The 13143-nt window shown below is 46.4% G+C and carries 9 protein-coding genes; 7 read left to right on the top strand and 2 right to left on the bottom strand.

What is annotated here, in order from left to right:
• The first annotated feature begins 16 nt into the window (after positions 1 to 16).
• The 3 genes from DWY79_RS12450 to DWY79_RS12435 all read left to right on the top strand — a co-directional run bounded on the left by DWY79_RS12450 (position 17) and on the right by DWY79_RS12435 (position 5726).
• On the top strand, positions 17 to 1189 hold the full coding sequence (locus DWY79_RS12450; protein ID WP_122369418.1) for a DUF418 domain-containing protein: 1173 nt from the start codon (positions 17 to 19) through the stop codon (positions 1187 to 1189).
• A gap of 50 nt (positions 1190 to 1239) precedes the next feature.
• On the top strand, positions 1240 to 2559 hold the full coding sequence (locus DWY79_RS12445) for a sigma-54 dependent transcriptional regulator (protein WP_122369417.1): 1320 nt from the start codon (positions 1240 to 1242) through the stop codon (positions 2557 to 2559).
• 923 nt (positions 2560 to 3482) lie between these two features.
• A complete protein-coding gene (locus DWY79_RS12435) occupies positions 3483 to 5726 on the top strand; it encodes an LruC domain-containing protein (protein ID WP_122369416.1) in 2244 nt (747 codons plus the stop codon).
• Positions 5727 to 5793: 67 nt separating this feature from the next.
• Here DWY79_RS12435 and DWY79_RS12430 read toward each other — a convergent pair whose 3' ends face one another.
• Complete coding sequence (locus tag DWY79_RS12430) at positions 5794 to 6756, bottom strand: GNAT family N-acetyltransferase (protein ID WP_122369415.1); 963 nt, start codon at positions 6754 to 6756, stop codon at positions 5794 to 5796.
• Between the two features lie 3 nt (positions 6757 to 6759).
• Positions 6760 to 7677, bottom strand: coding sequence for a DUF2156 domain-containing protein (locus tag DWY79_RS12425; protein ID WP_005863009.1), 918 nt, complete (start codon positions 7675 to 7677; stop codon positions 6760 to 6762).
• 376 nt (positions 7678 to 8053) lie between these two features.
• On the opposite strand from DWY79_RS12425, the gene DWY79_RS12420 reads away from it, so the two are divergent.
• The 4 genes from DWY79_RS12420 to pgl are packed head-to-tail and all read left to right on the top strand — an operon-like array spanning position 8054 to position 13081.
• Positions 8054 to 9433, top strand: coding sequence for an FAD-dependent oxidoreductase (locus tag DWY79_RS12420; RefSeq protein WP_005863007.1), 1380 nt, complete (start codon positions 8054 to 8056; stop codon positions 9431 to 9433).
• A gap of 10 nt (positions 9434 to 9443) precedes the next feature.
• Positions 9444 to 10904 carry a decarboxylating NADP(+)-dependent phosphogluconate dehydrogenase gene (gnd, locus tag DWY79_RS12415; RefSeq protein WP_008772422.1) on the top strand — a complete coding sequence of 487 codons (1461 nt, stop codon included), beginning with the start codon at positions 9444 to 9446 and terminating at the stop codon, positions 10902 to 10904.
• Between the two features lie 4 nt (positions 10905 to 10908).
• Complete coding sequence (gene zwf / locus DWY79_RS12410) at positions 10909 to 12375, top strand: glucose-6-phosphate dehydrogenase (RefSeq protein WP_005857714.1); 1467 nt, start codon at positions 10909 to 10911, stop codon at positions 12373 to 12375.
• Between the two features lie 4 nt (positions 12376 to 12379).
• The gene (gene pgl, locus DWY79_RS12405) at positions 12380 to 13081 is read left to right on the top strand and encodes a 6-phosphogluconolactonase (RefSeq protein ID WP_036628751.1); all 702 of its coding nucleotides are present in this window, start codon (positions 12380 to 12382) and stop codon (positions 13079 to 13081) included.
• Positions 13082 to 13143: the final 62 nt, after the last annotated feature.

Here is a 13143-nt window from a genome sequence, read left to right as displayed (position 1 = left end):
TCTACTGAATCATATCATGGAACACGCGCTACAATCCCGACCTCGTATCGAGGTGGTCGACGCATTACGAGGATTTGCCGTTATGGCTATTATCCTATTGCATAATATCGAGCATTTTAACTTGTATAATTTTCCGGAGGCTACTACCGATTTTATGAAAGCCTTGGATAAAGGGGTATGGGATACCTTGTTCTTCCTCTTTTCCGGGAAGGCGTACGCTATTTTCGCCCTGCTGTTCGGTTTTAGCTTCTTTATCCAGTTTGATAACCAAGCGAGGAAAGGGAAGGACTTCCGGCTTCGTTTCTTCTGGCGGTTGGTGCTCCTATTCTTTATCGGTTGCTTCAACGCATCGTTCTTCCCGGGGGAGATCTTGGTGCTTTATTCGATCTTGGGTATTGTGTTGATACCGGTTTGTAAGTTGAGTAATAAGGTGGTCTTGGCGATCGCCGTGGTCTTGATGCTACAGCCTATGGAGTGGGGTAAATTCATGTATGCCCTGATGCATCCGGAATATGTGGCATCCAAGGAACAATGGCTGGTGCACTGTATGCGGATCTATCCGTATATGGAAGGTACCAGCTTTTGGGAAATGGTCAAGTCCAATCTGTGGGACGGGCAGCTGTATAGCCTTCTCTGGGCTTGGAGCTATGGACGTTTCTTCCAGACATCGGCTCTCTTTATGCTGGGCATGTTGTTGGGGCGCAAGGGATTGTTTGTCGATCCGGAGAAGCACCGGACGTTTTGGACAAGGACCTTTGTTATTGGGGTAGTTTGTTTCATTCCCCTCTATTATCTGTCCCTTTCCCTACCCGGTTTGCTGGAGCGTACCGAAGAGCTTCGCCCGATGAGCACGATCGTGTCTTCCTTGCGTAATTTCTCGTTCATGTGCGTATTGGTATCCTCCTTTATCTTCTTGTGGCAGTGGAAGGCGCCGCATAAGGTGCTTCACGGGCTTGTGCCTTACGGGAAAATGAGCTTGACGAATTACCTCACGCAATCGATGGTAGGCTCTTTCATCTATTTCGGATACGGTTTATCCCTGTATGACGATCTGGGGACGACCGCCAGCTTCGCCGTAGGAATCCTTCTTTTCATTCTCCAGCTAGGTTTTTGCCACTGGTGGTTAGCCCATCATAAACAAGGTCCTTTCGAGGGAGTATGGCGTAAAGCTACGTGGATGTTTTCTTGATTCGTTTTATTTATTTACCTTTGTGGTTACTATAAATAATCTGAGTGGGTATGTTGTCGATTCTAATCGTTGAAGATGATATAACTTTTTCCTTGATGCTTACCACATGGCTGGGTAAGAAAGGGTTTGTCGTAAGATCCTCGTCCTCTGTTTCCGATGCTAAACGGAGGCTGGGGGAGGAAGCGTTCGATTTGGTTATATCGGATTTACGCCTGCCGGATAGTGACGGGATCGACTTATTGAAATGGCTGAAAAGCACTCATCCTTCCTTACCCCTTATCATGATGACCAGTTATGCGGAGATACAAACGGCGGTTCAGGCGATGAAGCTGGGGGCGGCGGATTATATTGCCAAGCCGCTGAACCCGGATGAGTTGCTGGGAAAGATCAAGGAACTTGTGTACGTGGAGGAGAAGGTTCCGGCGAGAGTCCCGGTTTCTTCGGCCCCGGATCTTTATATCGAGGGGCAGAGCCAAGCGGCCCGCCAGCTTTATGAGCATGTGCGTTTGGTGGCTCCGACGGATATGTCGGTATTGGTGACCGGCGCTAGCGGTACCGGTAAGGAGTATATCGCCCGTCGGATCCACGAGCAAAGTAATCGTAGCAAGGCTCCGTTTGTCGCCGTGGATTGCGGCGCTATCCCCAAGGAATTGGCGGCTTCCGAGTTCTTCGGCCACGTGAAAGGTTCTTTTACGGGGGCGATCGAGAACAAGACCGGGGCGTTTGTGGCGGCTCAAGGCGGTACGATATTTTTGGATGAGATCGGGAACCTGACGTATGAGGTACAGGTTCAGCTATTGCGTGCCCTACAGGAGCGCAAGGTAAAGCCGATCGGGAGCAATCAGGAGATCGCTATCAACGTGCGCTTGATATCCGCGACGAACGAGAACTTGCGGCAGGCGATCGAGAAAGGAGATTTCCGTGAGGACCTGTACCATCGTATCAATGAGTTCACGATCCGTATCCCGGACTTGAAAGAGCGAAAAGAGGATTTGCTCTTGTTCGCCAACCACTTCCTCGATCTGGCGAATAGCGAGCTCCGTAAGGATATCATCGGTTTCGACAACGATACCATGCAATTGTTCCAATCCTATTCTTGGCCGGGTAACCTGCGGCAGATGAAGAACGTTATCAAGTACGCTACCTTATTGGCGACCGGTCGATACATCACCCGCAAGGAACTCCCGGAGGAACTGACGGAGAACCTCTCTTCGCACACCAACATCCAGCTTAAGAACGTGGAGCATGAACGTGACCTTATCCGTAAGGCCCTCCAAGAGTGCGGCAATAATAAGACTCGTGCGGCCCAGTTATTGGGCATCGACCGGAAGACGCTTTACAATAAGCTGAAGATTTATCAGTTAGATTGAAAATTCCGTGTTTTATGTGAGTGCTTAAGGCCTATTGGGAGCCTCTGGCTTGTATGATGGGTCTGTTGCGAAATAGAAGCTTATTCTGACTATTTGCTTCATATTATACGAATATGTTGACATACCCTTCGTGCGAAAGTGACAAGATAATGAGATAGGTGTGGCAATAAACACGCTTTTTCTTGAAAAAGGGGCCGATTTTGTACACGATAGGTGGCGAAACCTGTTGCGATAGGTCGTATTGCCCAATGCCGATACTCGCGTTAGGCATTATGAGCGGCCGTGCATAGGGTTATGAGTACTCATGAATGGGCATTCTTGCCGTGCTATAACCCTATCGTAACACTGCTTTTACCATTTTCTTGCCTCAAAATATGAGATACGATGAATTAATTTCTCTGGAGCGAAAGGCTATTTTTCAGTATTCGTCTATCAACGAGACGAATGCTGTTTTTTCTTCTCGTATTTGGGAGCAATCCGTACCTTTGCCCGAAAAAATCGATTCTCCGAGACTTTGGTTTTCATTTTGTCAAATTGCCAGATGGCATGTTATTGCCAAGAGAAAATCGCTAGGGGCCTTCTCCACATCGGCACCAACCACCTTTGCCGGGAACAGTAACTTTGGCTGATAAGCTGATTGAATGGTTGGAGTAGGGTGAATAGTCTTTTATTGTTCTTTTTTAACATGGCATGAAATAAATATTGTCTATTTATCAAAGGTGTTTTCTTTGGGGCATTATTAATTATAGTTAATTGATGTGATAATATTTGTGCGTTTAAGAACTTCGCATTATAATAAAATCTACCTTTGCTGTTGATAATACTCAATAAGTTGATTAAAATATACAACTTCTTTTTTAAACGGTGTTATAGGGTAATACTTAAATGTTTACAGGATTAGGGAACAATACAACTTTAATAATATGAGAAGAATGATTCAATCAACAATGAAATGTGTCGCTATCGCGCTTTGCGTTCTATTGGCGGCGTGTACTACCGATGTGTACGAACCTAAGCCGGATCCGGTTCCGCCTACTCCGGAGAAGCCGGATCCGTCTTTGCCTAATGATTTCAATCAATCGACAGCTACTATTCGTCAAATGACTTTAACCGTAGAGGTGAATGATGAGTTCAATGGCCAGTATGATTACCAAGTATGGGTATATGACGTGAATCCTTTCTATGCCGATGATGCTAAACCATTATATGGTGGTGTGGCCAACGGGAATAAGCCGTATGTTCGCACGATGACATTGCCCCAAGCTTTAGAAACAATTTACATTATGCAGATTGATCCCCGAAAAGGAAAATCGGTGAAGACCGTATTAGTAGATCCCTCAATGAAGGATCTGGCTTGCGATTTTAAGCCAGCTTCTGCCGTTGGTACAACAACTAAATCTTTATTGAGAAGTGGAGAAGATAATTATAATTCAGGAAAAGCCCAACCGATTTCTGCCCAGGATTTTTTTAATATGGCTTCTAAGAATAACGGTTCTATTACTTTGTATAAAGGGGCGTATAAGCTTGTCGGAGAAGGTTATGAGGCAAGGACCCTTACTCTGGTCGGAAGTGTGACATTATATGTAGAAGGGGCATTGTCTGTCTCAACTCTTATAGGAAGCAGTGGGGCTACTATTGTTTTGGACCAGAAGGGTAGTTTGAAAATCCTTGAAGCTGATGGACAATCACAAGGTAACGGCGCTAGGCTGGTTGTGAAAAGTGGAGCGAAGTTTGGAGAGCTGGATGATAGTTTTAAACCCGCTTACAAATTAGTTGATTATGATCTTGAGAACTATGGAGAAGTAATTCTTTCGGGATATAGATCGAAAAATCATGCTGTTGAGCTAATAAATTATGGTACGATTAAGGCTACTAATATTAATATGACAGCAGAAAATAGTGGCAATGGTGGACGGATAGAGAATCATTGTAAGATTAATGTTGAAGCCGGACTTTCGCTTTACAATGTTGGTATGTTCTTGGGTGCTTCTACTCTGCTTGAAGCAAGATATATGGATGCGAAAGAGATTGAGTGTGAAATGGAAAAATACTCGATTTTCAGAATTACGGATACAGATGATGTGTCAGGGCAGAATTTGGCATCTTTTAAAAGTTGGAACAAGATAGAGTGTAAGGATTCAGATTATGCCTTATTGGATTTCACGCAAATTAATTTATCGGGAGGAACGCTTTCGTTGGATGGGAATTTGGAATTGTTGGGAGACTTATGGAATGGGAATGAACTTTCGAAAAATCTAACGTTGTCTGGTGGAAGTAGGCAGGTTGATAAAAACGCTTCAATTGCAATTCCTGCGGGCGATTGCACAGGTGATGGTAATCAAGGTTCGACAAATCCTCCTTCTAATCCTAATTATCCGATAGAAGTTCCCAATGGCCCCTACTATACATTCGCCATGGAAGATAATTGGCCTGCTTTTGGTGATTATGATATGAATGATTTGGTGTTGGGCATACAGAGTCAATTGGTTATGGACGGCGCAAACAATGTAGAAAGTATGATCTTAACTGTCAACTTGATTGCGGTAGGAGCTACAAAGACATTGGGAGCAGGTATCCAGTTTGATAGATTAACGACCGCCAAGATAACGAAAGCTTCTGTGCCGAATGGCGTGTTTGCCAATAATGGATATTTTGAATCGGCAAATGAAATAGAGTCGAATCCTTCTGCTGCGGTGCTACCTTTGTTTGATGATGCGCATAGGATTATGGGTAATGTGGATAAGCGAGTGCCCGTGAATACATTTAATAATGCTAACGATTATGGCATAAGAACTTTGATATATGAGGTCGAATTCAACAGTCCTGTTTCATCAGATGATCTGGATATGTTCTATTTGAATTTCTTTATAGTAAATGGTGGTAATGCCCAGAATCGTTCAGAAGTCCATTTGGCTGGTTATAAACCGACTGATCGGGTTAAAGCTGAGACAAATAATTATGTTGCTAATGACCCTGACAATTCAGATAAGACAATGTGGGGATTTATTATCCCGATGAGTGATTTTAAATATGCGTCAGAAGTCGTTTCTATTGATCAAGCATACCCGGCATTTAAGGAATGGTCTGCTTCATCAGGCACAAGCCAGAAAAATTGGTATATGAATCCGGAAGAGAAATATGTTTATCATAAGCCGGTAAAGAAATAATAGTAGTTATATATTTATATATAAAATCCCCTAGCCAAAAATCGTCTTAGCTAGGGGATTTTCTTTGTCAGTCCAGCATCAAACTCATATAAGCCGTCCTCCCTTGGTACCCCATCAACTGTCGTGTTAGCGTTTGGTTATCCATTTGTTCCAAGTCTTTTTTGGAGACGGGGCTTTCGTGTTGTTTGGATAGCCAAAGGTGGATCATGCGTTTCGTGTCGATGATGCGGGCCATACCCATAGGTAAGGTACCCGGAGGGGTGGGAGGGGTATTGACCGTCGCTTGCGATATGTTGTTTTGCAGGGTAAGCTCTTGCAATAGTAATTCCTTGATCTCTTCCGAGTCGTAAAGAAGTTCCTTGATAAAAAGCTTTTTGTCGGACGGCGCTGTACCCGCCTCAAGAGGCAGTGCGAAAGCCATGCCAACCACCTTCTCGTTCTCGTCCAAGGCTGTGTACATTCCTCCGTTATCTAATTGCAGATCCCGGAGTATTGTGATGAAATCATCCTGCGAGTGCAAGATACAGGAAGGGCGTTCACGTAATTTGCGGTTGAAATAAGCGAACAATTCGTCGGTTGTCGGTACCTCCGGTTGGATAACCGTTATCTTCGGGAGTTGAACCGGCGTATTCGGGCGGATATATGTCTCTACGGAATAATCGAATGCCTCGGTATAACCCTGTTCCCTATAATAGTCGAATAACCAAGGATCGGCAGGGATTAAGGCGGAGATAGCGATCTCACGCCGTTCCATTTCCTCGAATGTCTCTTGCAAGAGTTGTCGCATAAGCCCTTGCCCTCTTTCTTCCGGAGTCGTGCACGCCCCAGAGATATAGCCTACCGAGATCTCGGTACCCAAATAAGTCATCGTATAAGGAACTATCTGCAAGGCAGATACTATTTTACCGTCCTTCTCGATGGTCATTGCGTTCTCGTCCTTGTAAACACGATCAAAATAAAGGCTGATAAATGCCTCGGAATCCCCGAAGCAGGTACGCCATAAGTTTACGATTTGTTGTTTCTTGTCCATAATTTATTTAGTTTGCGTAAGTTGCTTTTTTATTGCGGCACTCTTCTCTAATAGTATGGTAGGCTGATAAGAAAGCTTCGCTTGGCGCAACCCCGGTATGCCGAGATCCTCCTCCCGGTTCACGTAAGTATACTGTTCCGGAAGGTGAGAGGCGAACTCTTGGTTAATCACCGTATAGGCACCGTCGAAATTCACGTCCGCTTTCTCCACGTGAACCCCGAATGTATTATGGTTGATAGGGGCCCCGAAAGAGAAAGCGATAATCTCGTTATCAACCCGGAGAGCGCCACCGATCAGGCCTAGGCTGTCAAAATGATGTAAGGCATAGGTAAGGGAGCGACGTTCGTCATTAAGCTCTTCCTCGTCATTATCTCCATTGTTTGCTTTATACCATTTACATTCCAGTTTCAGGCATTGCGGTACGATATCCGGCGTGATAGGGACATACTCGTACGAATAACGTTTCTTGAAATTATTGATATGATTACGCTTGGATTGATATTTCTTACCCCGTAAGGTAGCTAAATCCTCCCGTAAATAAATATAGTCGAAATAATCCCGCTCCGGGATATAGAAAAAGCTTCCGGGAAGTGCGCCTTCCAGTTGCTCCTTGGCGTCGGGGGTGATACCCAGCATACAGAGCGGATGTCCATATTTTAAGGAATCCTCTTCTAGCAAACGAACGGCACCCGCTAAATCTCCATCCCCGACAGGCATCATATAGGCGAAACGGCTCTTGTCCTCGATCATGAAACGGATTAATAAATAGCCATCCACGATAGCGAATTCGCTGTCATATAAGAAACGCCAACTGCACATGTTCGCGAATGAGAAATCACAATTGCGATAATCGCTGGGAAATGTAAATGAGGTTATGATCTCTTTGTCTTCTAACCTAATCGGTTTAAACGGTATATCCATAAATTTTCTTGTACTGTTTTACAACTGCAAATATAAAACTAAAATGCATGTGCGAATGTTTAGAATGGGAATAATAAAGGTGATATAAATACCATCACGATTCCCATCACGATTTGTAAAGGTAACCCTACCTTTACATAGTCCATAAATGTATATTTTCCGGTGGACTTAACGAGTGCGTTAGGTGGCGTAGAGAAGGATGAGGCGAAGCATATTGTCCGTTATTTTGTTGTTTCGGGAAAAATGGCTAAACTTATAGGTTGAACAGCCATTTTGTAAAATAGGGGCTGGAGCTATTTTTGCAATATGAAATTCGCAACAATTAGGTTAAAACGAATGTTATTTTAATGTCTAACGAAAAGAAGATAGATCAGAGATGAAAAAGTACGATGCGATTATTATTGGTTTTGGGAAAGGTGGAAAAACCTTGGCGGCGGATTTGGCCAACCATGGATGGAATGTAGCTGTGGTGGAGCGTTCGACGGGTATGTACGGAGGTACTTGTATCAATATCGGCTGTATACCGACGAAAGCGCTTGTACATTACGCTCAAGTGACAGGGTATCGCAGACCTTCTACCTTCGAGCAATATGCGGAGGAGTTTAAGCAGGCGATCCTCGCCAAGGAGAAACTGACCTCTTTGCTTCGTGAGAAGAATTTCAAGAATCTGGATGATCGGGAGACCGTAACGGTCTATACCGGAGAGGCTTCTTTTCGTTCCCCTTATGAGATTGTCGTGAAAACGGATACGGACTCTTTCTTGCTGGAAGGCGAGAAGATATTCATCAATACCGGAGCCACGACGATTATTCCTACGATAAGCGGTATCGAGGATAATCCTTACGTATATACAAGTACTTCCATTATGGAACTGGAGAAACTGCCACGGCATCTGGTTATTGTCGGAGGCGGATATATCGGGCTGGAATTCGCTTCCATGTTCGCCGGTTTTGGGTCGAAGGTAACGATCTTGGAGGCAGGGGAGGTGTTCATCCCTCGTGAGGACCGGGACATCGCCGATTCGGTGAAGTCCACGCTAGAGAAAAAAGGGATCACCATTCATTTGAACACGGTTGTGCAGACGATTGAGCAGGATGTTGAGCGGGCTGCGGTGATCTGCCGTAACGCTATCTCGGGAGATACCTTGCGGCTGGATGCTGAGGCGGTGCTTTTGGCTACCGGCCGTAAACCGAATACGGAAAGCCTAAATCTGCAGGCCGCCGGAATACAGACGACTAATCGTGGCGCTATCGAGGTGGATAGTAAGTTGCGTACCAATATCCCTAATATCTGGGCGATCGGGGATGTACATGGAGGATTACAATTCACCTATCTGTCTTTGGATGATTACCGTATTATCCGGGAAGAGCTGTTTGGTAATGGTTTCCGGAGCTTGGACGATCGGGAAGCAGTGGCTTATTCCGTATTCATCGATCCTCCGTTGGCCCATGTCGGGTTGAACGAGACGCAAGCCCGTAAGATGGAGAAAAATATAAAGGTGGCCAGCCTGCCTGCCGCCGCTATGCCTCGTACCCGTACCATCGAGCAGACGGATGGCTTGCTGAAAGCCGTGGTAGATGCGGATACCGGGAAGATCCTAGGATGTACCTTATTCTGTGCCGAGTCCAGCGAAGTCATAAATACGGTTAGCTTGGCGATGCGTCTCGGGCAAGATTACACATTCCTTCGGGATTCGATATTCACCCATCCGTCGATGAGTGAGGCTTTAAATGATCTATTTGGATTAATAAAATAAAAACATAAATATGAAAACATCAAATATTGGATTAATCGGCTTGGCTGTGATGGGCGAGAACCTTGCGTTGAATATGGAAAGTAAGGGGTTCGCCGTATCCGTTTATAATCGTACAGCGCCGGGAGAGGAAGGCGTGGTAGATCGCTTCATGAGCGGTCGTGGAAAAGGAAAGAATTTTATAGGAACCCATACGATACAGGAATTTGTCGAGTCTATCGAGCGTCCTCGCAAGATCATGCTGATGGTAAAAGCGGGTGCACCGGTGGATGAGCTGATGGCTCAATTGATTCCTTACTTATCACCCGGCGACGTGATTATTGATGGTGGTAACTCAGACTTCCATGATACGGAACGACGGGTGAAGGAGATGGAGGCGCATGGGATGTACTTCGTAGGTACCGGGATCTCCGGAGGCGAGATCGGTGCCTTGTACGGACCTTCCGTGATGCCGGGTGGTTCGCCTGCCGCTTGGCCTTTGGTGAAGGATGTCTTGCAAAGCATCGCCGCCAAGCTGGACGATGGGACGCCTTGTTGCCAATGGATTGGTCCGGGTGGAGCCGGCCATTTCGTGAAAATGGTACACAATGGTATCGAGTATGGAGATATGCAGTTGATTTCCGAGGCGTATTCTTTATTGAAGAATCGTCTGGATCTGGACAATGAGGCCTTGGCTCGTATCTTTGAGGATTGGAACACGGGAGAGCTGGATAGCTACCTGATCGGTATTACGGCCGATATTCTCCGCTTCAAGGACGAGGCGGGGGAGGGCTACCTGCTAGATAAGATATTGGATGCCGCCGGCCAGAAGGGTACCGGTAAATGGAGCGCTATCGCCGCTATGGACGAGAATGATCCGCTGACATTGATTACCGAGGCTGTTTATGCCCGTATGCTTTCTTCCATGCAGGAAGAACGGAAAAAAGCGTCCTCGCTTTATCCGAAGAGTGGCGTGCTGGGGCAGACCTTGATCTCGGAGAAAGAGATCAAGCAGGCTTTGTATGCCGCTAAGTTGGTTTCCTACGCGCAGGGATTCTCTTTGTTGTACCAAGCCTCCAAGCGATATGATTGGCAGTTGGATTACGGTACGATCGCCAAGATCTGGCGGAAGGGATGTATCATACGCTCTGTCTTTTTGGAGAAAATTACGCAGGCTTATGAGAAGAACCGGAATCTGGAGAACCTCTTATTCGATGAGTTCTTTATTCAAAAGATCGAGTCTTCCTTGTTGGCTTGGCGGCAAGTGGTAGCCGAGGGTGCCTTGCATGGAGTGGCTTTGCCGGCGATGAGCTCGGGGTTGAGTTATTTCGATGGACTGTCTACCCCGCATTCCGCCGCTAACTTGATTCAGGCCCAGCGGGATTATTTCGGGGCTCATACTTATGAGCGGGTCGATTGGGAGCGTGGTAAGTTTTTCCATACCAACTGGACGGGTGAGGGAGGAAAGACGGTTTCTGGAACTTATAACGTATAAAGGTATGAAGAAAGCAGATAATCAATTATTAGTTATATTCGGGGCGTCGGGCGATCTTACCAGTCGCAAGTTGCTTCCCTCTTTGTTCGAGTTATATGTCCGGGGCTTGCTACCCGACCGCTTCTGTATCTTGGGGGCCGCCCGCACCGCTTATGGTGATGAGGAGTTCCGTGCGGAGCAACATACGCATATTTTGGAGGCACAGAAGGGAAAGACTTACGACGAGGGCTTGATCGATGACTTCTTGGAGAATGTCTATTACCTCGCCTTCGATTCCACGAACGCCGATGAATACTACAAATTGCGTGAGCGCATCGAGTTCTTGCAAGAGAAACATGACTTGCCGGATAAGATCATCTATTACTTGGCTACCCCGCCGGTGATGTACGAGATCGTCCCGCAATGTTTGCTGGAGAGTGGTTTGAACAAGACCGAGTCTCCGGATGGTTTCCGGCGGATCATCGTGGAGAAGCCGTTTGGCACCAGCTTGGAGTCTGCCCGCCAGTTGAACGATCATTTACGACATATCTTCCATGAGGAGGAGATTTATCGTATCGACCATTATCTGGGGAAAGAGACCGTGCAGAATATCTTGGTATTGCGTTTCTCAAACGGTATTTTCGAGCCATTGTGGAATCATAATTATATCGATTCCATCGAGATCAGCGCTACTGAGACTTTGGGGGTGGAGAATCGAGGGAAATATTATGATGGAGCCGGGGCGATGCGGGATATGATCCAGAATCACTTAATGCAATTGATGTCGTTTATCGCCATGGAATCTCCCTCTATATTCGAGCCGGAACCGATTCGTGACGAGATCGTGAAAGTATTCCGCTCCATACGCCCGTATACGGTGTTGGATATGGATAAGATGGTTGTCCGTGGACAATATATCGGTTATCGGGAAGAGAAGAACGTAGCTCCCGACTCGAATACCGAGACGTATGTGGCGATGAAATTCTTTATCGATAACTGGCGCTGGAGCGGTGTGCCCTTCTATTTCTATACGGGAAAGAAGTTGCCGGAGAAGTCATCGGAGGTAGTGATCCACTTCAAGTCTACGCCCCATCAACTGTTTGTCGGTCAATGTTCGGGAGGTTCCTGCAATAAATTGACCATCCGTATCCAACCGAACGAGAGTATATCCTTGAAGTTCGGGCTGAAAATGCCGGGAGCCGGTTTCGAGGTGAAGCAAGTCAGCATGGACTTCCGCTACGATTCCCTTTCGAAGAGCTATCTTCCTGACGCTTACGAGCGTCTGTTGCTGGATGCCATGCTGGGCGATTCCACCCTGTATGCTCGTAGCGACGCTTTGGAGGCTAGCTGGAAATTTATCGATCCGATCTTGCTCCATTGGAAAGAGGAGGGTTCGAAGAACTTATTCTTCTATGAGCCGGGCGAGGACGGACCGGAGGAAACTGTTATTTTAGGTGCGGAAAAGAAAGTCTGCGCCTGCCAAAGAAGATAATTTTATGGAAATAAAGAGATACAATGAGATGAAAGAGGCGCTTCGGTCGATGACGGAGGACATGATGGCGATGATTCGCCGCAAAGACTTCGCTCCGTTTAACTTAGCGCTCTCGGGAGGGGAGACGGCGAAGCATATGTTTTCCCTCTGGGTAGATGAGTATAAGGATAAGATTGACTGGAATAACATCCGTTTCTTCTGGGTGGACGAGCGTTGCGTTCCACCAACGAGTCCGGATAGTAATTACGGTCATGCGAATCATTTGCTTTTTAAGCCTTTGCGTATCCCGGCGGACCATATCCACCGGATCAAGGGCGAGAACGAGCCGGGTACCGAGGCGATGCGTTATTCATGGGTCGTAAAGGAATTCTTGCCGTTGTTCAATCAAATGCCTACGTTCGATTGCATCATCCTCGGCGTAGGTGAGGATTCCCATACGGCATCCATTTTCCCTACCACCATGGAGCTATTGTCGGATAGCCGTAACTATGCGGTATCCCAGCAACCTTCTACCGGCCAATACCGGATCACCATGACGGGACCGCTTATCTTGAACGGCGCCCCCTTATTGGTCCCGATACTGGGCACGAACAAGGAACCCGTAATCCAGAGGCTCTCCAAAGGCTATTCCCCCTCAAACGACACGCCTGCGGCCTATATCTTATCGCATGCCGTACAGGCTACGATTTATGGGCTGAACCCATGATTTTGCTACATGCCGAGTCCTTCCAAAAAACATGTACGTGTTTTCGAAAAAACACGTACATA

Source organism: Parabacteroides sp. AF27-14, from assembly GCF_003635425.1.
In the GTDB taxonomy this organism is placed as follows: domain Bacteria; phylum Bacteroidota; class Bacteroidia; order Bacteroidales; family Tannerellaceae; genus Parabacteroides; species Parabacteroides distasonis.
Note: the sequence above shows the minus strand (reverse complement) of the source record. Positions and strands in the feature narration are given on the sequence as shown.